Annotated in this window: 28 protein-coding genes and 1 pseudogene; 23 read left to right on the top strand and 6 right to left on the bottom strand. The window is 62.4% G+C overall.

The features are described 5' to 3' along the window. Positions 1-38 precede the first annotated feature (38 nt). Genes I0D00_RS08275 through rimI form a run of 3 tightly spaced genes read left to right on the top strand, consistent with a single transcriptional unit; the run spans position 39 to position 2,829 of the window. Positions 39-1,586, top strand: a complete 1,548-nt coding sequence (locus tag I0D00_RS08275) for a 2-isopropylmalate synthase (protein WP_213639250.1) — start codon at positions 39-41, stop codon at positions 1,584-1,586. Then, positions 1,583-2,380, top strand: a complete 798-nt coding sequence (locus I0D00_RS08270; RefSeq protein WP_213639249.1) for an energy transducer TonB — start codon at positions 1,583-1,585, stop codon at positions 2,378-2,380. Before I0D00_RS08275 ends, I0D00_RS08270 begins: the two co-directional genes overlap by 4 nt. Then, positions 2,377-2,829 carry a ribosomal protein S18-alanine N-acetyltransferase gene (gene rimI, locus I0D00_RS08265; RefSeq protein WP_213639248.1) on the top strand — a complete coding sequence of 151 codons (453 nt, stop codon included), beginning with the start codon at positions 2,377-2,379 and terminating at the stop codon, positions 2,827-2,829. The genes I0D00_RS08270 and rimI overlap by 4 nt, the downstream gene beginning before the upstream one ends. A gap of 18 nt (positions 2,830-2,847) precedes the next feature. Here rimI and I0D00_RS08260 read toward each other — a convergent pair whose 3' ends face one another. After that, a complete protein-coding gene (locus I0D00_RS08260; RefSeq protein WP_213639247.1) occupies positions 2,848-3,192 on the bottom strand; it encodes a hypothetical protein in 345 nt (114 codons plus the stop codon). Positions 3,193-3,390: 198 nt separating this feature from the next. Between I0D00_RS08260 and I0D00_RS08255 the strand changes: the two are divergent. From I0D00_RS08255 to I0D00_RS08230, 6 genes and pseudogenes are all read left to right on the top strand, one after another. After that, positions 3,391-4,917: pseudogene (locus I0D00_RS08255) on the top strand (bifunctional metallophosphatase/5'-nucleotidase); the annotation flags it as partial. Between the two features lie 468 nt (positions 4,918-5,385). Next, positions 5,386-6,030 carry a carbonate dehydratase gene (gene can / locus I0D00_RS08250; protein ID WP_213640253.1) on the top strand — a complete coding sequence of 215 codons (645 nt, stop codon included), beginning with the start codon at positions 5,386-5,388 and terminating at the stop codon, positions 6,028-6,030. Between the two features lie 5 nt (positions 6,031-6,035). Further along, positions 6,036-6,941: a DMT family transporter gene (locus I0D00_RS08245; RefSeq protein ID WP_213639246.1), complete on the top strand. Its 906-nt coding sequence runs from the start codon at positions 6,036-6,038 to the stop codon at positions 6,939-6,941. A 351-nt stretch (positions 6,942-7,292) separates the two neighbouring features. Beyond that, positions 7,293-7,475 (top strand): methyltransferase domain-containing protein, encoded by a 183-nt coding sequence (locus tag I0D00_RS08240; RefSeq protein ID WP_213639245.1) that lies wholly within the window; start codon positions 7,293-7,295, stop codon positions 7,473-7,475. A 173-nt stretch (positions 7,476-7,648) separates the two neighbouring features. Further along, positions 7,649-7,954, top strand: coding sequence for a panthothenate synthetase (locus I0D00_RS08235; RefSeq protein WP_213639244.1), 306 nt, complete (start codon positions 7,649-7,651; stop codon positions 7,952-7,954). A 189-nt stretch (positions 7,955-8,143) separates the two neighbouring features. Beyond that, the gene (locus I0D00_RS08230; protein WP_213639243.1) at positions 8,144-8,872 is read left to right on the top strand and encodes an oxygen-binding di-iron domain-containing protein; all 729 of its coding nucleotides are present in this window, start codon (positions 8,144-8,146) and stop codon (positions 8,870-8,872) included. A 213-nt stretch (positions 8,873-9,085) separates the two neighbouring features. Here I0D00_RS08230 and I0D00_RS08225 read toward each other — a convergent pair whose 3' ends face one another. Next, a complete protein-coding gene (locus tag I0D00_RS08225; RefSeq protein ID WP_213639242.1) occupies positions 9,086-9,751 on the bottom strand; it encodes a hypothetical protein in 666 nt (221 codons plus the stop codon). Positions 9,752-9,871: 120 nt separating this feature from the next. On the opposite strand from I0D00_RS08225, the gene I0D00_RS08220 reads away from it, so the two are divergent. Beyond that, entirely contained in the window at positions 9,872-10,060 is a 189-nt protein-coding gene (locus tag I0D00_RS08220; RefSeq protein ID WP_213639241.1) for a hypothetical protein, read from the top strand. Between the two features lie 409 nt (positions 10,061-10,469). Then, positions 10,470-11,177 carry an SOS response-associated peptidase gene (locus tag I0D00_RS08215; protein ID WP_213639240.1) on the top strand — a complete coding sequence of 236 codons (708 nt, stop codon included), beginning with the start codon at positions 10,470-10,472 and terminating at the stop codon, positions 11,175-11,177. Positions 11,178-11,443: 266 nt separating this feature from the next. Here the strand turns inward: I0D00_RS08215 and I0D00_RS08210 are convergent, their stop codons facing one another. The 4 genes from I0D00_RS08210 to I0D00_RS08195 all read right to left on the bottom strand — a co-directional run bounded on the left by I0D00_RS08210 (position 11,444) and on the right by I0D00_RS08195 (position 14,770). Further along, positions 11,444-13,702, bottom strand: coding sequence for a hypothetical protein (locus I0D00_RS08210; protein ID WP_213639239.1), 2,259 nt, complete (start codon positions 13,700-13,702; stop codon positions 11,444-11,446). A 156-nt stretch (positions 13,703-13,858) separates the two neighbouring features. After that, positions 13,859-14,188 (bottom strand): hypothetical protein, encoded by a 330-nt coding sequence (locus I0D00_RS08205; protein ID WP_213639238.1) that lies wholly within the window; start codon positions 14,186-14,188, stop codon positions 13,859-13,861. 45 nt (positions 14,189-14,233) lie between these two features. Beyond that, entirely contained in the window at positions 14,234-14,443 is a 210-nt protein-coding gene (locus I0D00_RS08200; protein WP_213639237.1) for a hypothetical protein, read from the bottom strand. 54 nt (positions 14,444-14,497) lie between these two features. Beyond that, on the bottom strand, positions 14,498-14,770 hold the full coding sequence (locus I0D00_RS08195; protein WP_213639236.1) for a DNA-binding protein: 273 nt from the start codon (positions 14,768-14,770) through the stop codon (positions 14,498-14,500). Between the two features lie 121 nt (positions 14,771-14,891). Here I0D00_RS08195 and I0D00_RS08190 point away from each other — a divergent pair, with 121 nt between their 5' ends. The 12 genes from I0D00_RS08190 (at position 14,892) to I0D00_RS08140 (ending at position 24,085) form a co-directional block, all read left to right on the top strand. Then, entirely contained in the window at positions 14,892-15,164 is a 273-nt protein-coding gene (locus tag I0D00_RS08190; protein WP_208708425.1) for a MerR family transcriptional regulator, read from the top strand. 217 nt (positions 15,165-15,381) lie between these two features. After that, a complete protein-coding gene (gene pflM / locus I0D00_RS08185) occupies positions 15,382-15,696 on the top strand; it encodes a lysogeny maintenance protein PflM (RefSeq protein ID WP_213639235.1) in 315 nt (104 codons plus the stop codon). A 539-nt stretch (positions 15,697-16,235) separates the two neighbouring features. Continuing rightward, complete coding sequence (locus I0D00_RS08180) at positions 16,236-16,595, top strand: hypothetical protein (protein WP_213639234.1); 360 nt, start codon at positions 16,236-16,238, stop codon at positions 16,593-16,595. Positions 16,596-16,611: 16 nt separating this feature from the next. Further along, positions 16,612-16,797 (top strand): hypothetical protein, encoded by a 186-nt coding sequence (locus tag I0D00_RS08175; RefSeq protein ID WP_213639233.1) that lies wholly within the window; start codon positions 16,612-16,614, stop codon positions 16,795-16,797. A gap of 140 nt (positions 16,798-16,937) precedes the next feature. Beyond that, complete coding sequence (locus I0D00_RS21665) at positions 16,938-17,063, top strand: hypothetical protein (protein WP_274611224.1); 126 nt, start codon at positions 16,938-16,940, stop codon at positions 17,061-17,063. A gap of 11 nt (positions 17,064-17,074) precedes the next feature. Then, on the top strand, positions 17,075-17,374 hold the full coding sequence (locus tag I0D00_RS08170; protein ID WP_213639232.1) for a hypothetical protein: 300 nt from the start codon (positions 17,075-17,077) through the stop codon (positions 17,372-17,374). 15 nt (positions 17,375-17,389) lie between these two features. Continuing rightward, on the top strand, positions 17,390-18,907 hold the full coding sequence (locus tag I0D00_RS08165) for a hypothetical protein (RefSeq protein ID WP_213639231.1): 1,518 nt from the start codon (positions 17,390-17,392) through the stop codon (positions 18,905-18,907). Then, positions 18,908-19,279 carry a hypothetical protein gene (locus I0D00_RS08160; protein ID WP_213639230.1) on the top strand — a complete coding sequence of 124 codons (372 nt, stop codon included), beginning with the start codon at positions 18,908-18,910 and terminating at the stop codon, positions 19,277-19,279. Positions 19,280-19,288: 9 nt separating this feature from the next. Then, positions 19,289-20,383: a zonular occludens toxin domain-containing protein gene (locus I0D00_RS08155; RefSeq protein WP_213639229.1), complete on the top strand. Its 1,095-nt coding sequence runs from the start codon at positions 19,289-19,291 to the stop codon at positions 20,381-20,383. A 4-nt stretch (positions 20,384-20,387) separates the two neighbouring features. Beyond that, positions 20,388-21,749 (top strand): secretin N-terminal domain-containing protein, encoded by a 1,362-nt coding sequence (locus I0D00_RS08150; RefSeq protein WP_213639228.1) that lies wholly within the window; start codon positions 20,388-20,390, stop codon positions 21,747-21,749. Between the two features lie 66 nt (positions 21,750-21,815). Further along, the gene (locus I0D00_RS08145) at positions 21,816-23,099 is read left to right on the top strand and encodes a hypothetical protein (RefSeq protein WP_213639227.1); all 1,284 of its coding nucleotides are present in this window, start codon (positions 21,816-21,818) and stop codon (positions 23,097-23,099) included. Next, positions 23,096-24,085, top strand: a complete 990-nt coding sequence (locus tag I0D00_RS08140; protein ID WP_213639226.1) for a phage integrase — start codon at positions 23,096-23,098, stop codon at positions 24,083-24,085. Before I0D00_RS08145 ends, I0D00_RS08140 begins: the two co-directional genes overlap by 4 nt. The last annotated feature ends 47 nt before the right edge of the window (positions 24,086-24,132 follow it).

Here is a 24,132-nt window from a genome sequence, read left to right as displayed (position 1 = left end):
GCCCCGCCGTCGATCGAGCGAGCCCCGAGGAGTCGAGCATGAGCAGCAGCGACCGCGTCATTATTTTCGATACCACCCTGCGCGACGGCGAGCAGAGCCCCGGCGCGTCCATGACCGGCGAGGAGAAGCTGCGCATCGCCAAGGCCCTGGAGCGCCTGCGCGTCGACGTGATCGAGGCCGGCTTCGCCATCGCCAGCCCGGGCGACTTCGCCGCGGTCAAGGCGATCGCCGACAGCATCAAGGACAGCACCGTGTGCAGCCTCTCAAGGGCGGTGGACGCCGACATCGACCGCGCCGCCGAGGCCCTGGCCGGGGCCAACTCCGGGCGCATCCACACCTTCATCGCCACCAGCCCGATCCACATGCAGTACAAGCTGCGCATGCAGCCGGACCAGGTGATCGAGCAGGCGGTGCACGCGGTCAAGCGGGCGCGCAACCTGTGCAGCGATGTGGAGTTCTCCTGCGAGGACGCCGGCCGCTCCGAGCTGGACTTCCTCTGCCGCATCATCGAGGCGGCCATCGACGCCGGTGCGCGCACCATCAACATCCCCGACACCGTCGGCTACGCCATTCCGCACCAGTACGCCGAGACCATCCGCCAGTTGTTGCAGCGCATCCCCAATGCCGACAAGGCGGTGTTCTCGGTGCATTGCCACAACGACCTGGGGCTGGCCGTGGCCAACTCCCTGGCGGCGGTGGTGGCCGGCGCGCGCCAGGTCGAGTGCACCATCAACGGCCTGGGCGAGCGGGCCGGCAACGCCGCGCTGGAGGAGATCGTCATGGCGATCAAGACCCGCGCGGACCTGCTTGGCGTACACACCAACATCGACACCCCGCACATCCTCAGCACCTCGCGCATGGTCTCCGGTATCACCGGCTTCCCGGTGCAGCCGAACAAGGCCATCGTCGGCGCCAACGCCTTCGCCCACGAGTCGGGCATTCACCAGGACGGCGTGCTCAAGCACCGCGAGACCTACGAGATCATGTCGGCGCAGTCGGTCGGCTGGCACACCAACAAGCTGTCGCTGGGTAAATTGAGCGGGCGCAACGCCTTCCGCTCGCGCCTGGACGAGCTGGGCATCGCCCTGGCCGGCGAGGCCGAGCTGAATGCCGCCTTCGCCCGCTTCAAGGAACTGGCCGACAAGAAGCACGAGATCTTCGACGAGGACCTGCAGGCGCTGGTCTCCGACACCCTCGGTGAGGAGGCCCCGGAGCACTTCAAGCTGGTGACCCTGGAGGTGGCCAGCAAGACCGGCGAGGTGCCCCAGGCCAAGCTGGTGCTCAGCGTCGATGGTGCCGAGCGCGGTGCCGAGTCCCAGGGCTCGGGCCCGGTGGACGCGACCTTCAAGGCCATCGAGTCGATCGCCGGCTCCAATGCCAACCTGCAACTCTACTCGGTCAACGCCATCACCCAGGGCACCGACTCCCAGGGCGAGGTCACGGTGCGCCTGGAGAAGGCCGGGCGCATCGTCAACGGCAACGGCGCCGACACCGACATCCTGGTGGCCTCGGCCAAGGCCTATATCAACGCCCTGAACCTGATGCAGGCCGGGCAGAAGGCCCATCCGCAGGTGGCTGACGTTTGATTGCAGAACTGCGCCGCCGTGCCTACCTGAGCGCCATGCAGGTGGCCAGCTGGCTGCCGCGGGTGGAGCTGCCGTTCGCCGCGCCGTCGCGGCCGGAGCTGCTGGCGCCGCCGGCGCCCGAAGCACCGGTCGATGCCGAGCCGAGCGTGCAGGCGCTGCGCGCGAGCGTGGCAGCGGTGCCCCCCGCCCCGGTGGCCGAGCGGCCGAAGGTCGAGGTGCCCAAGCCCGCCGCCACGGCCCGCAACGCCAGGCCCGAGCAGAGCGAGGCCGCGGACGCCAAGCCCGGGGCGGCCAGGCCGGCGGTGGTGCCGCCACCGCGCTTCGCCCTGCAGCTGCTGCGTGCCGGCGACTGCGCGCTGCTGGTCGAGCTGCCCACCGGCGAGCCTCTGCAGGGCCGCGATCCGGCCTATCTGCTGCTCCGGGACCTGCTGCGCGCCGCCGGCCTGCCGGACAGCCCGCAAGCGGTCGGCGAGCCGGTGCGCTGGCCGCTGCTGGTGCGCGGCAACATGGATCAGGGCCCGGAGGCGGCCCTGGAGTTCGTGCAGAGCTTCGTATCCGCGCGCCTGGAAGAGCAGGCGCCCTGCGCCTGCCTGTGGCTGGTGGGGCTGCCGGCCGTACGCTTCGCCGGCGAGGCCGACGCCGACGCCTACCACCGCGAGCTGCAGGTCGAGGGCCTGGGGCCGGCCTGGGCGCTGCCCGGGTTGGAACTGCTGCTGGAAGAGCCGCAACGCAAGCGCGCGCTGTGGCAGGCGATGCGCCGGGTGCGCCAACGCTGGATGAGTCGGGCGCAATGAGTGACGCGATATCCTTCCGCCCGATGACCGAGGCGGATCTCGAGGCCGTGCTGAAAATCGAGTATGCCGCCTTCAGCCACCCCTGGACCCGTGGCATCTTCGCCGACAGCCTGAAGTCCTACGACTGCTGGCTGATGTTCGAGGGCAGCCAGCAGGTCGGCCACGGGGTGATCAACGTGATCATCGACGAGGCCCACCTGCTCAACATCACCGTCAAGCCGGAGAGCCAGGGCCGTGGCCTGGGCCTGCGCCTGCTGGAGTTCCTCATGCAGCGCGCCTTGCAGCTCAAGGCCGGGGAGTGTTTCCTCGAGGTGCGCGCCAGCAACCAGGCGGCCTACCGCCTGTACGAGCGCTATGGCTTCAACGAGGTCGGCCGGCGCCGCGATTACTACCCGGCCGTGGGCGGGCGCGAGGATGCGCTGGTGATGGCCTGCACCCTGCTCGACTGAACCCAGAACCCCGGGCGATCAGCGGCGCGGCGGGCGCTCGTCCTCCTCCAGGCCGAAGTCGTTGTCGTCCTCGTCGAGGATGCTCAGGTCGTGGTCGGCCGGCAGTTCGCCGCCTTCCTCGTAGGGCGAGCGGGCGCCATCCTCGTGGATCAGGTCCTCCAGGTCGGCGTCGTCCTTGTCCGGGCCATGCCCGGGCGGGGCGTCTTCGCTCAGACCGGCTTCCCGGCGCTGGCTGCGTTCGAACTCCTCGATCAGCTCGTGTTCCGGCTCGTCGTCATCCGCCACGTCGTCCAGGGCGTCGTCCTGCTCGAGCGCTACGCGTCTGGGCTTGTGCGAGGCGTCGGCGGGGGGCGTTGCAGGCATCTGGGTGCTTCCTCTGCAGAGGTTACTTAGGGTTGACGCCGGCGGCGGCGAAAGATTCCGTTATCCCCTGCGCGGCGCTGACTCGATCGGCGAGTGACGGCGGCCCGATCCGTCGCTGTTCCCGTGGCGAACTTGCTGGATACTGCCGCCCCAGCGCTCGGTCCGCCGCCGCCTGACCCCTATGTTCGAGGAGCCCCGATGCCTCTGCTTCGCCCCTGGATCGCCGCCTGTTGCCTGCTGCTGGCGGGCCTGGCCCCCGCCGCCGAGCGCAGTTTCACCATACTGCACACCAACGACTGGCAGTCGCGCCTGCTCGGCTTCGGCCCCAACAACGAGTACAGCCCGGCCACCACCCATGACGACGACACGGTCGGCGGCGTCGCCCGCCTGGCCAGCCTGGTCGCGGCGCGCCGTGCGGCCGCCGGCGAGCAGCCGGTGCTGCTGCTGGACGGCGGCGACTTCAGCATGGGCACGCTGTTCCATACCCTCAGCCGCGAGCTGGGCGGCGAACTGCGCCTGCTCAGCGAACTGGGCTACGACGCCGCGACCCTGGGCAACCATGAGTTCGATTTTCGTCCAGCCGGTCTGGCGGCGATGATCACCGCGGCGCACCGGGCCGAGGGGACCGCGCTGGTGCCGCTGCTGGCGAGCAACCTGGGCTTCGACCCCGAACGGCCGGAAGACGACAGCCTGCAGGCGCACTACGACGCCGGGCGCATCCTGCCCTACAAGGTGATCGACAAGGGCGGCATCCGTTTCGGCCTGTTCGGCCTGCTCGGCAACAACGCGGTGGCGGTCAGCCCCATGCTCAAGCCGCTGCGCTTCGCCGATCCGGTGGCCAGCGCCCACGCCATGGTCAGGAAACTGCGCGAGGAGGAGGGCGTCGAGGTGGTCATCCTGCTCTCGCATATGGGGGTGACCGAGCAGGCCGATGGCAGCTGGCGCGGCGAGGAGGTGGAGCTGGTCGAGCAGGTGCCGGGCATCGACCTGGTGGTCGGTGGCCACTCGCACACCGCCCTGGCCCGGCCGCTGCTGGTGAACGGACGCACCCCGGTGATGCAGGCCGGCTCGGAGATCCAGCATCTCGGCGAACTGCGCATGCGCCTGGACGATGACGGTCGGGCGCAATTGGTCGATTATCGGCTGCACCCGATCGACGACCGTATCGCCGGCGATACGGTCATCACCGCACGGGTCGAGGACTTCAAGCGGGTGGTCGGCGAGCGCATGCTGGCGCCCAGGGGCTTCGCCTTCGACCAGCCGCTGGCCAGGGTCGAGCGCCGCCTGACCCGCGACTTCGCCGATCCGGTGCTGGGCAACCTGGTCACCGATGCGTTGCGCCAGGCCACCGGCAGCGACGTGGCCTTCACCGGCAACGGCACCATCCGCGACGACCTGAGCCGTGGCCGTCATGGCGTGCAGAGCGTTTCCGACCTGTTTCGCATCGCCCCCTTGGGCATCGGCCAGTTCGACGATGCCCCGGGCTATCCGCTGCTCAAGGTGTATGTCACGGGGCGGGAGCTGAAGAACCTGCTGGAGGTGCTGCTGCTGGCCTACCAGCTGCGCGACAGCCGTAGCTACTACCCGCGTCTGTCCGGCCTGCGTTTCGCCTACAACCCTCTGCGGGTGCCGTTCGACCGGGTCAGTCGCATCGAGCTGGGTGACCCGCAGCGCGGCTACCGGCCCCTGGACCTGAACGACGCGCGCCTCTACAGCATCGGTGCCACCAGCTACGTCGGCAGTTTCACCTGGCTGGTAGGCGACCTGAGCAAGGGCCTGCTCAGGGTGCAGCCCAAGGACGCCCGGGGGCGCCCGCTGGCCGACCTCGAGGCGGCGATCATCGACAGCGACCCGACGACACTGGGGATTCAGGAGTACAAGGAGTGGCAGGCCCTGCTCGACCATGTGCGCGGCCTGCCCGACCTGGATGGCGATGGCCTGGCCGACATCCCGGTGCGCGGCGCGGCGGCCGAGCAGCGCCTGCTGCGCGAGCCGAGCCTGCATCCCGCCGCGCTGTACCGCTACGCCGGCCCGCTGCAATGGGGCGCCAGCCTGCTGTTGCTGGCCCTGGTGCTGGCGCTCTGCTGGTTGGGCGCGCGCCGGCCCGGCAGCGGCCTGAGCCGGCACCGCCGGCTTGCCAAAGGCTTCGTGCGCGCCCTATGGTGCGCACCGGCACCTCGCGGAACAGACGGCATGAGCGATCTACAGCACCTCTTCGACAACAACGCCCGCTGGGCCGAGGCGATCACCCGGGAGGACCCGGAATTCTTCGCCAAGCTGGCGCGTCAGCAGGTCCCCGAATACCTGTGGATCGGCTGCTCGGATGCGCGGGTGCCGGCCAACGAGATCGTCGGCCTGCTGCCGGGCGACCTGTTCGTGCACCGCAACGTCGCCAACGTGGTGCTGCATACCGACCTCAACTGCCTGTCGGTGATCCAGTACGCGGTCGACGTGCTCAAGGTCAAACACATCCTGGTCACCGGCCACTATGGCTGCGGCGGCGTACGCGCCTCGATGCAGGATACGCAGTACGGCCTGATCGATGGCTGGCTGCGGTCGATCCGCGATCTCTACTACGAGCACCGCGAGCACCTGGCGCAACTGCCGGGCGAGGAGGCCCGGGTCGATCGCCTGTGCGAGCTCAACGTGATCCAGCAGGTGGCCAACGTCAGTCACACCACCATCGTGCAGAACGCCTGGCATCGCGGCCAGGAGCTGGCGGTGCACGGCTGCATCTACGGCATCAAGGACGGCCGCTGGAAGAACCTCGAGGTCACCGTCGGTGGTCTCCAGCAGCTGCCGCCGCAGTACCGCCTGCGTCCGCAGGCTCAGGGCTGAGCGCGATGAGCGGTTCACGTGGCATGGCCGTGCTGGGCTTGTTGCTGGCGGTGCTCTGCTGGTCGGGCAATGCCCTGGTGGCGCGCGCTTTCAGCGACGAGATTCCGCCCTTCGCCCTGTCATTCTGGCGCTGGACCCTGGCCCTGGCCCTGTTGCTGCCCTTCGCGGCGCTGCCGCTGTGGCGCCATCGCTCGGCCCTGTGCCAGGCCGGCTGGCGCCTGCTGGTGCTCGGCGGCCTGGGCATCGCCGCCTACAATTCGCTGCTGTACAGCGCGGCGCAGACCACCGTGGCGATCAACATCACCCTGGTCAACACCTGCCTGCCGCTGATGACCTTCATCGGCGCCGGCCTGCTGCTCGGCGAGTGGCCGGCGCCGCGCGCCTGGTGGGGCATGGGCCTGGCGGCGATCGGCCTGTTGGTGCTGATTGGCCAGGGGAGCCTGGCGACCCTGGCCGCGCTGTCGTTCAACCCGGGCGACCTGATCATGCTGCTGGCGGTGGTCGACTGGGCGCTGTACTCCCTGCTGCTGCGGCGCTGGGCCCGCTATCTGCTGCCGATCCCTCCGCTGGCGCTGCTCGGCGCCCTGATGCTGCTGGGCCTGCCGCTGATCCTGCCGTTCTACCTCTACGAGCTGGCCCAGGGTGGACGCTTCACGGCCACCCCTGGCACCCTCGGCGCCATCGGCTACACGGCGGTGTTCGCCTCGTTGCTCGCCTATCTGGCCTGGAACCACGGGGTGCGGGTGCTCGGTGCGGCCAAGGCGGCGCTGTCCAACTACCTGATGCCGGTGTTCACCGCCGTGCTCGGCTGGTTGCTGTTGGGTGAAGGCCTGCAGGCCTATCACTGGCTGGGTGGCGGGCTGATCTTCGGCGGCCTGCTGCTGGGCACGCAGCTGGCGCCCAAGCGCTGACCGCGGCGCATCCCGGCGTGGGTGGTTCGGCGGCCGCGCCCCGCGGCCGGCTGAGGCGATAAATATCCACTCCTGATGAGCCGGGCTGGCCATAGAACAACTTTGTCTAGGGCAAGGCGAGCAGGGCCGCCATGGCGGGCGCGCGAACGCGGCTGCTGGTCTCTACTTGTAGAGTGAGTTCGCGTGTGTCCAGCTGTGCTCGCCGCGCCGCGCGACCAGCAGGGAGGAGGCCTATGACCCGGCAACCAGGCGGTTCCCCGGCCGACGTGTCCGAAGCCCTGTTCGTCCCGGCCCTGTTCCAGCAGTGGGCCCCGCTGGTGCTGGACGCGGCGGAGGGCGTCGGCACAGCTGGTGCTGGATGTTGCCTGCGCCACCGGCGTGCTGGCCTGCGCTGCCGCGGCCCGGGTCGGGGCGTCGGGGCGCATGGTGGGCCGCGATCCGAACGAGGACATGCTGGCCGTGACCCGGTGCAAGCAGGCGGCCGTCGAGTTCGGCATGCCGGCGCTGATCGTCTCCGCCACCTGGGCGGCATGAGGCGCAGTGCCGTTCGCTTGGCTGCGGTGTGGCGGTTCAGGCTCATGGGTTCCGGTGGCAACGCCAGCGTTCCCCGCTCGCGCCCCGCCGGCCGGCGAGTCGCTCGGCAGGTTCGCAGCAGGGCGCAAGCGGCACCGCCTTCGAATGCCGCCTTTGTAGAAGGAAGTCATCGAATGAAAATGTTGCTCTCGGTGGAGTTCCCCCATGAGCCGTTCAATGCGCTCGTCAGAAACGGCACCTGTGGCGAGGTCATCGCCCGCATCCTCGCCACCATCAAGCCGGAGGCCGCCTACTTCACCGAGCAGGACGGCACCCGGGCCGGCGTCTTCGTGATCGAGGTGCCGGAGCCCTCGGCGGTGCCGGCTATTGCGGAACCGTTCTTCCTCAACTTCCAGGCCAACTGCAAGTTCCGCATCGTCATGAGCCCGGATGACCTGCAGCGTGCGGGACTGGCGGCGCTCGGCCGGCAGTGGGGATGAGCGCGGAGGGCGCCTGCACGGTGCGCCCTCGCGGTGGACGACTAAGGTGGTCCGGGGCACACGCCTGCGATTGGCCCGTGGTGCTGGCCCAGGGGCCGCGGCGTGCTCGGCGACAGCCGCAGGCGTTTCGGTATACCTGTAGTCGAGCGATGCGGCGCGGATCTTCACTGGCGAAGCGAGGAGGGCGGCATGAGCGTTACCAACAACCAGTCGGGCACCAATGTGCATGAGGTGGCCGACGGCATCTATCGCATCAACACGCCGCTGGTGATCCCGGGCGCCGGCGGCTTCTCGTTCAACCAGTACCTGATCGTCGACGACGAGCCCCTGCTGTTCCACACCGGCCCGCGCAAGATGTTTCCCCTGGTACGCGAGGCCGTCGCCAGCATCCTGCCGGTCGAGCGCCTGCGCTATATCGCCTTCTCCCATGTGGAGTCGGACGAATGCGGTTCGCTCAACGAGTGGCTGGCTGCCGCGCCGCAGTCCGTGCCCCTGTGCGGGACGATCGCCGCCATGGTGTCGATCGAGGACCTGGCCGACCGCCGACCGCGGGCCATGGCCGACGGCGAGCGCCTCGAACTGGGCGCACGTGTGGTGCGCTGGTTCGATGCCCCGCACCTGCCCCACGCCTGGGAATGCGGCTTTATCGCCGAGGAGCGCACCGGCACGCTGTTCTGCGGCGACCTGTTCACCCAGGGCGGCTGTGATCTCCCGCCCGTCACGGAGTTGGACATCCTGGGGCCCAGCGAGGCCTACCGGCATGAACTGGACTACTTCTCGCACACCCGCAACGCCCGTGCCTTGCTCGAACACCTGGCGAGCGCCCAGCCCACCACCCTGGCCTGCATGCACGGCAGCGCCTGGAAGGGCGATGGCGCGGCGCTGCTGCGGGCCCTGGCCGATTCGCTGACTCAATAGGGGGGCGTGTGCTGCGCTCGACACTGCGGCATCGGCCAAGCTGACCTCGGCGCGCGCGGCCCGGGCGCCGGACTGCGGGCCGGGCGCGGGCGGATCGAGTGCAATAGGGCGGCGTCGGCGACAGGTACAAAGCAAGACGCCCTCGCACGGCTTGGCGTGCGAGGGCGTCTGGTCCAGGCTGGCGAGCTAGGTATCGGTCACCAGCAGGACGATTCAGCCGGCCGCCAGTGCGGGGTTGCGATAGGCGGGGGCCAGAGCGAGGTCGCCGTGCTCTTCGCGCTGCTTCGCCCACTGGGTGAGCAGCACCATCGCGAGGAAACCGCCGACGATCAGCACCGGATAGGCGGCGAGGATCTCGACCAGCGAGTATTTCCAGGACAGCGGGCGACCGACCCCCAGCATCGCCGCGTAGAACCAGGAAACCCCCGACAGGGCACCGGCGAACAGGGCGAACATGCGCATGCTGAACTTCAGCTCGAGCAGCGAGCCGGCCTTCTGCAGGGCGGGCAACACCAGGCCGTGCAGCAGCATGCCGTTGAAGGTCAGCAGCATCACGATGGCAATCTTGGCCTGCAGCTTGGGGTTGAGCAGGTAGGACAGGCCGTTGGCGTTGATATCGAGCCAGATGATGGCGATACCGCTGACCCAGAGTACCGCCAGTGCCGCGGAAACCGACTTCTGCAGGCTTTCCATGTGCTGGCTGTCCTGCAGGTGGGACTTCCCGCCCTTGAACAACTCTTTGATCATTGCGAAATCGCTGGTCAACACCATGCCGATGGCGACACAGCAGGCGATCAGGTGCGCATACACTATCCCTAGGCGCATAAACTCCATGGTCGATTTCTGCTCGAGAAATGCAGTAAGAACGTTGAAATCCATGGGGGCCTCTTTCTAGATCAGCTGAACCATGTAGTCAGGGCGTTATGGTTCAGGTGTTTTTACGTTTGCAGTGAAGAAACGTCTCCAGTGCGGCTTTCGGGTTCGGTGACGAAACCTCAAATGCAGAAAAAACTGGCGAATGAACTGCTCTCCATCATTCGATTTCCTCTTTCAAAGGTAAAGGCTCCCCCGCACATGGCACTGGCCCGTGAGAAAAAAGCTCCTGGTTCGCTGGAAGGCGAGGCGAATGCCGCCGCCGTCGACTGGCTACTCTCTGAGCGGCGCAAATGCGCTTTGTTCATTTTTTGAACGATGAGGCCGACGAACGGCAGCGTCGGCGCCACGGCTCGCCACTCGATTGCAGTCATCGGCCGGCTGCATGATGCGCTAGTGGCTACGCGCAACATCCGTCATTTCGAGTCGCTTGGCGTGGAGCTGGTAGACCCCTGGAGCTCCTAGAAAACAGCCCGGTAGTTGGAATGTAGTCTGGAGCCAGAAACGACAAAGGGCTAGCTTTCGCTAACCCTTTGATTTGTATGGTGGCTACACCGGGACTTGAACCTGGGACATCAGCATTATGAATCACCTGAGCGGCTACACTCTGCCCCAGGAAAGCCCATAAAACGGGGCTTTCAGCCTACCTCGGCCCTCGCCAAAACAGAGCTTTCCAGAAAAACAGGCCGATGTAGTCACCCCGGATTGAGCCCAAGAGGTGCCCATGTGCGGTCGATACGTCAGCCCCGATGAATCAGCCATGGAGCGCTATTGGCATATCGGCGCGCGCAACTCCGGGCGGTGGGTTCAGCGTATCTACAATGTAGCCCCGACCATGACGGTACCCATCGTCCTGAACAATGAAGACGGATCGCCCGAGGTCGTGCCGGCTCGCTGGGGGCTGATTCCGGGGTGGTGGAAGAAGCCCAGCCTGCCGACCCTGACCTTCAATGCCTGCAGTGAAGAAGCGGCCGAAAAGCCCATGTGGCGGCACAGCTACCGCACTAAGCGCTGCCTGATGCCTGCCCAGGGCTGGTACGAGTGGAACGCTCAACAGCAGGCACTCAGCCCGAGCGGACGCAAGGTAAAGCAGCCGTACTACATCCATGCCCCTGATGACTCGATGCTGGCCTTCGCCGCGCTGTGGTCCACCTGGCAGGGGCCGGATGATCGACAAGTCCTGTCTTGCGCGCTGCTCACCACCGAAGCGGCACCGACCATCCACGCCATCCACAACCGCATGCCCGTTGTCCTGGCCCCGGAACAGTTCGACCTGTGGCTGTCGGACAATCTATCGGCTGAACAAGTTGGCGAAGCGGTGGCCCAGGCTCGGATTGACCTTATCGCCCACCCGGTCAGCACAGAGGTCAACAACACCCGCAATGACTACCCCGAACTGGTGCAGAGCCTGTCTGCCGGCCCTGCCCATTAAGGATGGTCTGAAAAAGTCAGCCTTCGAAAAATACGCCCCAGCAACCATGCGGGCTACAGGGTGGTCGCTTCGCAAATTCAGGGCTTTTTCAGAGCTTCCTTAACGCTAATTGGAGCTGGCTTACGCGTTACTGAAGCTTGGGTTTATGAATCCGCTACGAACCGTCCCACTAGGCCAGAAAGCCCCATAAATCGGGACCTACAGCGCTCCCCTATGCTGGCTAGACGACTCTATTCCAGAAAAATAAGCCGATGTAGCCACTTTTTCTAACTTTTCCCCTCAAGCCTAAGGCTTTCTTTAAGAGCACTTAGCTCTTGATTAAAAATATCAAAATCGCTCATATCAAGCTCGGTTGTATACCTTTTTAGGCGATCATGCTTTAGCTTGTCTGCAAAAACACTCATCTGTATTTCAATACGTTCTTGGGGAAGTTCCTGCCATTCCTCAACAGCGGAAAGAAGCTTCTCCATCTGCGCATCAGGCAGATGCTGTCCCAACTGCAACCCCACATGAGTCGGAAGTAATTGCCGCGCTTCGTCAGTTAGATTAGCCTTTGGCGACAAGGACAGATAATTAAGCAAGAACTCTGGCCTCATAACATAAGGCGTACCGTTGGACCTAACCAAATCAGCAGTATAAGAAAGTATTCTTATTTCCTTGGTTAGCCACCAAGTGGAAAGGCCGTAGCCATCATACTTGGCAACTTCATTATTCAATTTGCGCTGAGCATATACTGCATAAGCCAAAAGAGCATCATTCTGTGCCAAGGCAGCGTTTTTTTCTGGATCTCTATTTTGTAGCGACCCAGCTAGCTTGTTAACATTATCAAGCACGACTCCCTTTTCGAGCTCCTCTCGAGACAAGAACAAAAATCCAAAGTATTTAACTAAAAAAGCCTGCAGCTGCGCTTGAGCCTCAATGTTCCGAGAGTTCAACAGAAGGAAATCTACAAACGTCCCTAAATAACTACTCCAGCTCCGGGTCTTTCCGATAGATTTTGTATAAAAGTATGCCCTGATCAGTATTCGCTGACTTTGCGAGGCAATGCTCGGAGTTATAAATTGCTCTCTTGCTGCATAATGATTCTTAAACTCTTGATTCACCGCATTAAGGTGAGTGTAAACCTCCTCAACGACTGGTTCGGTCAATATCAACTGCGCACCTGCTGCTCGCGCAACAGATAGGAGATTAGTTAAGGTTTTAGACTCCCCTCCAAGGTAGTACTCTGAAAGCGCTTTAACTATTATATCAGTGCCAATAAAAAGCCTAAACTTGCCAGTCATACCATTAAAATACTCGAGCAATTGCGGTGAATGCTTGAGCGAAATCAGCAAAAGAGAGGTGCGACTTAATTTTTTCTGAAATAAAACCTGGCGTTCGCTTGGCGAATAGAAAAACGACCTCAGAACATTAAGGGCAACACCATATAGCTTTGGAGATATTGCCTCAGCATCAAGAGACCTCATTAATTCAGTCTCAACAACCTGCTCTTGTGACGATATAGACTCTAGCCTTTTCTCCAAAAAGGCGGCTAAGACCAACCCTTGCTCAAAGAAATGTTGGTAGATAACTGAAATTGCTATATCTGCAATAAGCCTACTTTTACCATCTGCCCCGCGTTCTCTTGCGCTATCCTCTAACGATTTTCTTACGAACTCGGTTAGCTCAATGTCGGCAATGCTTTCTTCAGCAATCTCCAGTCTCATTTCATAAGGCAAACAATATGCATCTTGAGTTCTATAATAACGAACCCTAGGAGTCTCTGCTCCTCGCCTACACAACTGCTCTAATCTATGATCTATGTTTGGAATAATCATGTTTTGAGCGCCGGGCAAAGCAGCTGCTATTTTCTTCTTAAGTTCGCCTCTGGACAGTAGTGTATTTTTATCAGGGTCAGTCTCTCTGAGAGCCCAGTAAATCATTGCATCTGCGACCGGCTCTGTAAGATTATCCCTTTTGTGCCTATCACCCACCTCAAACTTCAGGAACGTATAGACTGTTGGGTCGCTCGTGAATCCTAACTTCTTCCCCTCGCTAGCAGCCTTTTGTTTTGAAAGTTCTGCAATCTCTCTTGCAAACATCTCCCTAAATAACCGCCTTGAATCATCATTTTCGTTGATCAATTGAGCGAGAGATAGTTTTTCCCTGATCCTTACAGTCACGCTTAGTGACTCAGTTAGTTTTTCTTCTATAATGTCTCGCGTAGGTATCGAAATATTCGTCCAGTACGTTATCGCTTTTGGATTTCGACCGACCTCTCTTAAGCGCTTAACTGTTCTCTCAATCTTTTTTTCCGCTCCGCTTTCCTTGCTAATTTGTACGTAGTGTTCGTTCCGCTGTTGGTAAATGCCTACAAACATTCCATCAGCGCCACCATCCTTCCTCCCACCGAGACACTCAAAACCTTCTCCATGCCTTATTCCAAGCAGCCTAGATATCAGGCTTTCCATTTCAAAGCCGTCAATAGTCCCTATCAAATAATCTATAAGTTTTTCAGATACTTCCGACTCTTTCGGGCTGCTCATACTTTCATCCTAATATAATTCTAGTATTTCCTGCCGTGCCTTGTTTTTTGTTCCTTCCATACATTCTTTCACATCATCATCAATGGCGTTCCCAGGTTTGATGCATTCCTTCATGGGAATATATGGGGGCAGACCACGGTTTTTAGCTAGGTAGGGTTACCACGTCTTCTCGCGTAGTCCTTCAATGCACTCCTTCACGTCATCGTCAATGACGCTTCCAGGCTTGATGCACTCCTTCATGCTCTTGCGGGTGCCGCGATTGGCTTCGCGCTCACGCTGATCCTGCATCTTGAGGTTGGCGCGCGCACCTTCGGCCATCGGGCCTTTGCCGCCGGCCATGACCTCAGCGAGGGTTCTGCTTACGCTTTTGCTGAAGGCTTCCACGTAGGGGGTGGCGGCTTCTGCCGCCTGGGTAGCGACTGGCTTTTCCTCATCTGCAAAAGCGGGCGCTGCCAGGATGAGTAAGGCGATAAGTGCTTGCTTCATGATGTTGCTCCGCTCCTTCGGAAATACCGCTATTCGTGTGCCTGCCTAGGGGCGGGGCAAGGCTATGGTCATGCCGCCCAGCAGTGCGCCTACCGAAATCAGCCAGAGCAGGGTGCCGATCAGGCTCAGTACGCTACCGCCGACGATGATGCCCAGGGCGATCTGCTTCCAGAGCCCCGCGTACTGGTTTGGCTGCTGGCGCCTGAGGGAAGGCGCCTCGCGCTCGGCCCGGATATTTTCAAAGCTATCTTTCACTCGATCTCTCCACCTTCCGGGCGTACCAGCGTCTAGTCACTTCCGTTGTGATTGCTATCCCGCGTTTCGACCGATCAAGTTTCGGTTGGCCTCGTCGTAGTCCGGGCTTGTTTGGTCATTCTCTGGCATGACCTCGCCTGTAATCAGCCACCACCGATAGCGTGGGAATACACGGCCGAGAATCTCGATCTCGTTGGCTCCTATCCTTGCTTTGCCCCGTTTGATGTTTTGCCAGCGGACGTATTCCGTCCCCCCGCTTTCCGCCAGCTCTTTCAAGCTTGCGCGTTCGAGAAGTAGAAGTCCTCTATCAGAAATGCCTTCGCTCATTAAAAAATGCCATGAATGTTCTATGTACACTCTGAGCCGTTTGGGTACTATGTACATGTGTATCTAGTACATATTTGCCGTGAAGGGCACAGCCATTTCGCCGGATTATAGGGGCTTTCACATGGAACAGTCTGGAGTAGTGGGGTTCAACGCACAGGGAAACGCAGAGCGCATCACCGACTTTCGTGATTCGCCTTTTTGCTCCCAGCTGGTTTTCGCCGAAATGCTCGGCATTGAAGACGTCACCCAGGACGTGGTGCGTGGCTGGGTGGAGTCGCAAGCCATCCCCACCGTGAAGATCGGCCGCCGCCGCGTGATCAACCTGCACCGCATCCGCCGCGACCTGGAGAAGGGCAAAACCATCTTCTGCGCCGGGGATTACGCAGATGAGTAGCGTGCCATGCGTCGTCGAGGTCGCCAGCTTCCATGGGGCAACCCATCAGAAACGCTGGCAGCGCTGCTTTCGGGGTGCGTCCCGCCGCGAGTGTCATCGCTTTATCGATCTGGCGGTATCTGCTGTGGTCGCTCACGACCCGCTGACCTCGATGCTCGCCCAGGAACACGCCCGGGAGCACTTCCGCATCACCATACTGAGGGGGTTGGTATGAGCCATGCGACTCGAACACTCCGCGGACTGCGCCTGCTCTGTCTGCTGGTCCAAGGCCGAAATGGCCAGGCCCGATCCTTGCCCATCCACACCATGCGCCCTGTGCCGCCGCGCCTCTGCGCTGCCGATGCGCGCCATCAAGATGGGCTTCGTAGCTGGTGCCTGGAAAGTCCTGCTCTCGGACTGGGCAGTGACACCGGCCTATATCTGCGAGAAACACACGCCACCGCTCCAGCCCCCGAAGTACTGGCGCGTTGTGCAGGACAGCGGCCCACCCATTCCATCGCTGCCGCCAGTGGATCTCTTCTATGACTTCTGAACAGATCGCCCTGCTCATCTTCCTGGCGCCGGCTGCCTATATCGTCGGCCACGGCATTACCCGCTACCTGTGGCGCGAGTGGCTGGCCTGCTGGTTCGTTAAACCTGAGCCTTGGCGCGCTTTTGCTTCTCCCTCTTCCCAGGTGCAAACCCGCTTTGCCCAAGGCCCGAGTGGGGCCCCACGTGTGGGGTCGAGGGCTGATAGATATCCACGGGCGCAGCCGGTGGGTATCTGTCCCAGGCAACTCGGGTTGCGCATCCATGCGCCGATCACAAGGGTTGAACATGAGCGATGTTGAAGTTCGGAACGGTGGGCCGCCTCACTAAAACAGTGTGTTTCGGACTTATCACCTCAACTTGATGTTTTTTTAAGCGTGAATTTTCGGCTAATTGATCGCGTATAACTAGGTACACATAACCCCCTGCAAGCCGCGCCACACCTGGCAGATAGCGAACTTCATCAGTTCATCTGCTCGGGATCGCTCGGCCTGCTGAAAGGCAAACCCGCGCAATAACGCGCAACTCAGCGAGGAAATACCAATGGCACGTTCAACGATGGAAGTTGCATTTCTCGGCACTCAGATGACCCAGGTCGATGACGCCAAATACGCCAAGATTTTCTATGGCGATGAACCGGACGGCAAAAGCGAGCACGGTCTTTCCATCATCGGCATGGCCATCGCCGAAGACGTGGCCGATGAAGTTTTCGCCGCCGGCGCCCAGTTCGACCCGCTGCAGAAGGTGCGCATCACCTTCGACGTAGCCCGCGGCGGGCAGAACAAGGGCAAAAATCTCGCCCTGCACCTGGAGGCCGTGGACGACAAGCCCGCCGCCCGCCAGCAACCGCAACCTTCCCCGCGCCCGGCTCAACAGCCAACGCCTGACGCCGCCAAGAGCTGACAGGGAGGGCCGCGCCGTGCTGATCGTCGACCGTGTGCTTTGCGACCTGTGCCTGGCTCCCATGGGCCAGCTGCACAACCTGCCAGCCGAACAGCGCGAGCGGTTAAGCGACTTCCGCACGGCGCCCGACTACGCCATCTGCCCTGACTGCCTGGACGCCAGCCAACCGGTGGCAAACCAGGCAGAGCCGGGCAACGAATAAGGGGGGATTCAACCATGGGCTCGATCGAGAGCTACCTGGTCAACGTCACGCTCGGCGACCTGTGGGCCCTCCAGTTCATCCAGGGTTTGGTCTATCTGGCCGCCCTGGGCCTCATCCACGGGCACCAGAGGTAACGGGCTATGGCTTTCACCTGGGGGCAATACCTCGTTATCGCTGGGCTGTTTGTGGGAGCCCTGGGCCTGGGCGTCGCCTGGGGCACTTTCCGGCTCGGCTGGAAAGAAGTGATCGACGCATCAACCAACTGAGGACTTTTCCTATGCAACAGACCCAACTGGCCGACGCCATCGGCCGCAGCAACGGCAGCACCGCTACCCGTGTCGGTCAAGCACGGGGCGGCAAGGTCGCTGCCATCGTCGCCACTGGCGCCCTCATGGCCACTACCGGCGCCGCTCAGGCGGCGATCACCGTGCCACAGGAAATGCTCGACGTGTTCACCGACCTGGCCACTGCCTTCGGCACCCTGGTCGCGGCGGGCGCCATCCTGTTCGGCGTGATCCGCGGCGCCATCGCCCTGTTCAAACTGGCCGGCCGCGTGTTCTCGGCCGCTGGCGCGTAACGGGGAGGCGGATAGATGCGCGCGGCTATCCGCCTGTTACTGGCCCTCACCCTGATGGGGTGGGGGCAACTCTTTCTGCTGGTTCCCGCCGCCCAGGCGGCTAGTTACGTGTGGGTCAACAGCTACTTCGGCAGATCGGGTTCCAGCCCTGCCGTCGTGTGTAATCGCCTTGGCGGCAACGCTGACCCCACCGTTTATGGCTATGTCTTGACTTCGCCCACCTCTGGTTACTGCACCTATCCCAATGGCAGTCATCCCAGCACATTTAATATCTATCGCACGGGGGATACCTGTGACCCATCAGATTATGTAATGAACCCCTCCACGGGTGTTTGTGAGGAGCCCCAAGTACCTGTCAACTGCTCCACCGCGCCAGATATCTACAGCGCTCAGGAATGTACCTACAACGAGGCACTCAAGGTTTTTTCCTGCCCGGATACCGTCAACAGCGATGGCTGCGAGTACGTCTCGGCGCCCAATGGCAAAACCAATTGCGATATTTCCACCTCCATTTGCGTAACCCGCTATTCACCATCGGGTGATCCCGCTGTATCCGGCTCGCCCGAGTGCACTGCCGATACCTGTGCGCCGTTGCCGTCCGACCCGGGCCAAGCCCCGGAAAACTGCGTCACCGGCGGTGGCTCTACCTACTGCTTCCAAGATCAAGAATCCGGCTGCGGCACTTTCAACGGCCAGCAGGGCTGCTTCGAAACCGAATCCGGCTGCGGCTACTTCAACGGCACTTGGGGCTGCTATCCGGCCAATCAGGAAACCCGCAACTGCGGCTATGCCAACGGCGAACAAGTCTGCTTCGACCCGAAGAACCCGACTCAGCAGATTCCCCAGGACTCGCCCGATCACCCGAAGAATGGCGGCAACGCAGACGGCAACGAGAACAACGACCCCAAGGCACCGGGCAGCACCGGCAATCCCGGAGCCCAGGACGGTGATCAGGGCGCCACCAACGAAGGGCTCGACCAACTGGGCGACAAGCTCGGCGCCAAGATCGACAAGACCAATTCCTTGCTCGGCGGCATCACCGATCTGCTCGGCGGTATCGGTGAGCAGCTGGACGAACTGCTCGGCGACGACTACGACGGCTCCGGCGATGGCAACGGCGACGCCATCGGCAGCGAGGCCCAGGGCTTGGGCGAACAACTCGGCGGCATGATCGGCGAGCAGACCGAACAACTCGTCGGCGAGCGCGACAGCGAGGCGCAAGAAGCCCTGGAGGACACCATTCCCGAGCTGGTGGCCGGCCAGGGCGGCATGTTCGACCCGGACGGCTACGTGGTCGCCTCCCTGGACTTTCTCAATGACGTGCTGCCGTCGGCCTACGGCTGCAACGCCTACGCCATCGAGTTCAACCTCGGCGAGTACTACAGCGCCCTCGAACTGCCGGTCTGCGAACTGACCCGGCTCAAGCCGCTGCTCGAATACCTGGTGTGGATGATCACTATCGTCGGCTTCTGGAAGATTCTCTATGCCGGGCTGCGTCTGGAAGACGCCAAAGCCAACAAGGGAGGCTTCTAGATGAGCTGGATCATCGGCTTTCTCAAGAAGTTCTTTCCCAACCTGTTCGGCCGCCTGGGGCAGTTCCTGGTGGGCTTCATCGGCCCGATCATCGGGCCGGTACTGGCCTTCATCGCCCAGTTCTTCAAGAAGATCGCCATCTTCTTTCTGATCGTCGCGGCCATCCATCTGGCGGTCAATGTGCTGGTCGAAGCGGTGGTCGAGCTACTGGGCGAAGTCCTCGGCCATGGCGCCAACAGCTACTTCGAAGTCGGCCGCATGTTCATCCCGTCCAACCTGTCGTTCTGCATCTCGCTCTTGGTCATCGCCAAGATCAAATCGCTGGTGTTCTTCTGGATTCACCGGCTTTCCGAGCAGTTCATTCATACCTGAGCACTGGTCATGGCCGTGTACATCGTCACCGGCAAGCTAGGTGCCGGCAAAACGCTACTCGTCGTTATGCGCATCCTCGCCTACCTCAAGCAGCGGCGCCGGGTGGCGGTGAACATCGACGTCAAGATGGACAAGCTGTGCCAGCGCGACAACCGTTATTCGCGTCTGGTGCGCTTGCCCGACCTGCCCTCGGCGGACGACCTGATCGGCCTGGGCATGGGCCACGACAGCTACGACGAAGAACGTTTCGGCGGCATCTTCCTCGACGAGGCCGGCGTCTGGCTGAACTCCCGCGACTGGAACAGCGGCGGCCGTACCGACCTGCTCAAGTTCTTCCTGTTCCTGCGCAAACGCCGCTGGGACCTGTGGCTGTGCGTGCAGAACGTCAACGTCATCGACAAGCAGATTCGCGAGTCGATTGCCGAGCATGTCGTCTACATCAACCGCTGGGACCGAATGAAGCTGCCGTTTCCCTTCGGCCTGCTGCTGCGGGTGTTCACCCTCGGCTGGCTCAAGGGCCGGCTGCCGAAGATGCACCAAGCCATCGTCAAGTACGGCCCCAAGTTCAACTCACCCAAGGTCGACGACTGGTTCTACCGCGGCGAAGAGTTCTACGACTTCTACGACACCACCCAGGAATACAACAAGGACTACGACAAGGGCGCCTACTCGATGCTGCCGCCCGGCTACTGGCGTCGGCCCTTGCCGCCCGCTACGCGCGATGGGGACTTCTACATGCGCACCACCAAGATCTTCTTCAAGCGCTTCGGCGTCATCAATGGCTTCTTCCTCGGCGCCCTGAGTGCTCTATGCATCAGCGTCCCGGTGTTCGCCAGCATCGCCCTGGTCAACGCCCCCAAGGTCACCACGACCGCCCAGGCCGAACGCCAACAGACCGCCGGCAAGCTGGCCGACGAGTTCCGCGACCTGCGTATCGCCAGCTACGGGCGCCTGTCCGGGCAAAGCTTCTACGTGTTCCGCCAGGCCGATGGCGCCCGGCTCAACAGCGAAGACCTCAGCGTCCGCGATGTGGTGGTGAAGGACCGCGGCCCCCGCGAAGCCCTGTTGGTGCGGGGCGACGACTACCTCTCGATCTACAGGTGAAGCCATGAGCGCACGCAAACAACACGGGGTCAGCCCCTCTGTCCTGGCCTGGCTGGCGGCCATCTTCCTGCTCGCACAGCCCGTACTGGCTGCCGAACGGGTCGAACTCTACGACGCCACCCTGCAGGACTTCGTCGAGTGGTCGGCCGACATCCTGGATAAGCCGGTGGTGGTCGGCTCCGATATCCGCTCGGCACCCATCAGCGTGTTCGCCACCTACGGCAACAAGGCCGAGCTGGAGCGCCTGCTGGAAGATGCCGTGACCAGTGCCGGCTATCATTTTTCGGCCAGCGGCGGCAGCATCCTGATCAGCTCGCAGGCGATTCCCGAGTCGCCCGACCTGCGCACCCGGGTCTTCCAACTCCAGCACCTGCAATCGGACTTCGCCTATCAGTCGATCCGCGACGTGCTGCAATCACGCAACGAGCAAAGCGAGCAATCCGCCAGCGGCGTCATGGCCACGCCGTCGCCCACCTCCAACGCGATCATCGTCACCGCCACCACAAAGCAGCTCGACGTGATCGCCCAGGTGCTCGCGGAAATCGATAAGCCGCGTCGGCAAGTGGTGATCACCGCCGTGGTCGCCGAACTGGCCGATTCTGACTTCGAAGACCTCGGCCTAAATGTCGGCCTCGACAGCAAGCGCCTCGATGCCGCCGGCGTCACCCTGCGCAGTTCCGACCGTTCCGACCTGGGTTTCTCCCTGACCTTCTCCGGGCCCACGCTCTCGGCCTTCCTCCAGGCCGTCAAGGTAACCGGCAACAACCGCATCCTCTCCACCCCGCAGCTGCTCACCCTCAACCGCGAGGCCGCTTCCATCGTCGTCGGCCAAAACGTGCCTTTCATCACCGGCCAGACCACCAGCGGTTCGACCCCAGCTTCCGATCCGTTCCAAACCATCGTGCGCCAGGATGTAGGCGTGTCCCTGGAAGTCACCCCCTTCATCACGCCATCCGGGGCCATCGAACTGCAGGTCAACCAGTCCGCCTCCAGCGTCTCGGACGACACCAGCGCCGCCGACATCATCACCAACACAAGGCGCCTCTCGACCCGCGTGCAGTTGCCCGATGGCGGGGGCGTGCTGCTCGGTGGGCTGCGCTCCGAACAGATCGACAAGTCGCACAGCCGGGTCCCGTTCCTGTCGGACATTCCGGTGGTGGGAGGCCTGTTCCGCTCGACCTCATCCAAGCTCCGCGCCACCAACTTGGTGGTGTTGCTGACCGCCTCGATCCACCGGGCGGTGGACGGAGTATCGGTGCCTGATCCAGTGCGAGAACTGATCCCCCAAGCGGTCGAGGGGGCGCGCAGCGGTATCGGCGCAGCCGGTGACGCTGCGCGCCACACGGGCCGCGCCGGGGCGCGCTGACGTCCCTGTAACACGTCAGATAAACAGAACTAAACGACCAGACTAATCCAGAGTGAAGGGTGTGAAATGGCCAGAGCAAAGGACTTCTCCCGTATCGATTTGGAAACCGGATTGGAGGATTCGAAAAGTCGTCTTTTCGTTGATCCGGGCCATATGGGCTTCGTCGACCTGTCAGGCGTTCGCCTGCTGCGCTGTGGCGTCGATACGGTGCGGCAGCTGTACCGGGGCATGATCCGTCCGGAGATCATGGCGCTGTTTGAGACGCCGGGCGTCATGGTCGATTTCGCCGGCCAGCGCTGGCATTCGGGACGGGTAGGGCGCGATTCGGGCTACCAGTACAAGCTGCAGAACGCCGACCTGGGCATCATCCTCTTGGTGAAGAACTTCAACGCCAAGCTCGACAACGTCGGCCCCCACCTGAAAATCGAGGTGTCGCCCCATGCCATCGACGCCTTCTCGCCCGAGCGTCTGCAAGAGCGCCTGGACTACTACGCCGACGCCGTGCTGACCCACCTGGAGCTCAACCAGTGCGCGGTCCATCTGGCGTTGGACCTGCAGGGCTGGACGCCGCCCGTCGATCTGGTCGCCCGCATGCACTGCAAGGCGCGCACCCACCGCGACATCTCCGGCATCAACGAAGTCCATTGGGCTACGAAAAGCAGCGTCTACGGACGTGGGGAAACCTCCATGTTCGGTTCGGCCGGTGGCATACAACTGGCCATCTACAACAAGACCGAACAGGCCCGCGCCACGGACAAGCTCGACTACTGGGAAAGCGTCTGGAAACGCCGCGACAGCTTCGACGCAGGCGACCCGGACAACTACGACCCGGCGCAAGACGTGTGGCGGGTGGAGCTGCGCTATCACCACTCGATCATCCAGCAGTTCGCCAGCGGCTCCATCGACGCCAAGACCGGTGAAGCCATCGACACCCGCTCCTATGCGGCGTTCTCGGCCCATCTGGACGGCCTGTGGCGCTATGGCCTGGGGCAGTTCAAGTTGTTGGCCCGGCCGGGTTATTTCGCGCCGATCTGGACGCTGATTCGCGATGACGTGCGGGTCGATCTGCCGGTTGACTCGCTGCTCGATCAGACCGAATACAAGCGCTATCACAAGACCAGCCGGGGCTTCTCCGGGAAGAACGTGGAGCTGTTCCTGGGAAACTTCGTCAGCCTACTGGCAAGGGAGCGGGTGGGCGCAAAAAAGGCATTTGAAACCCTCCAGCAGTGGGATTGCTGGCCGGTCATCCGCGACCACTACGCCGCCAAGGACATGAGCGAGTACGACCTGTACAAGCACATCAAGGCGCTGCTCGAGGAGCGTAATGTCAGGTGGGGCAGGGCGGTATGACGGTACGCAAGGACGGCAAGACCTGGACGGCCGATTTCTATGAGAATGGCCGCACGGGGCGCCGTATCCGCAAGAAGGGCTTTCTCACCAAGGCAGCCGCACAGCGCTATGAGTCTGACTTCTTCGCGACGCTGAACCAGACGGGCCGGCCGTTGGATGACCGCCTCTCCGATCTGGTAAAGGTCTGGTATGACCTGCATGGCTGCTCGCTCAAGGATGAGAAATACCGCCTCTCGCGGACCCTGGCAGTGGTGGAGCGCCTGGGCGATCCGCAGGCATCTGAGTTCGATTCGTTAGCGTGGGCCCGCTATCGCCAGCAGCGCTTGAAGGAAGCCTCACCGCACACCGTCAACCATGAACAACGCTATCTCTCGGCCGTGTTCTCCGAGCTGATCCGCCTTGGCGCCTGGGCGGGCAAGAATCCCCTCGCCAGCATCCGTCAGATCAAGACCGATCAGATCGAGCTGTCCTTTCTGAGCCTGGAGCAGGTTCGCCAGCTGCTCGATGAGTGCCGCAAGTCGACGAACAATCACACCTATCCGGTGGCGCTGATCTGCCTGGCCACGGGTGCCCGGTGGGAGGAGGCGGAAAGCCTGGGGCGGACGGCCATCTTCGGGGGCAAGGTGCACTTCCACCGGACGAAGAACCGCCAGTCGCGCTCGGTGCCGATCCCCAAGGCCGTCGAAGACATAGCCCTCAAGCTCGGCATGCCCGGCTCCGGTCGACTGTTCATGTCCTGCAGGTCGGCGTTTCGCAGCGCCTACGAGCGATGCGGTTTCCGCACGCCCGGCCAGATGACCCACATCCTGCGGCACACCTTCGCCAGTCACTACATGATGGCGGGCGGCGACATCCTCGGCCTGCAGCGCATCCTGGGCCATTCCTCCATCACCATGACCATGCGCTATGCGCACCTGTCGCCGGATCATCTGGAGTCGGCGCTTAGGTTTTCTCCACTGGCGCAGATTGGGTGCGTGACAGGTTGACAGGGTGGATGTATGATCAATTTAACGCTTAACGTTAAGGATTAAAG

The sequence above is a fragment of the Pseudomonas lalucatii genome (genome assembly GCF_018398425.1).
GTDB lineage: Bacteria > Pseudomonadota > Gammaproteobacteria > Pseudomonadales > Pseudomonadaceae > Aquipseudomonas > Aquipseudomonas lalucatii.
This window is presented reverse-complemented; position numbering and strand designations above follow the sequence as displayed.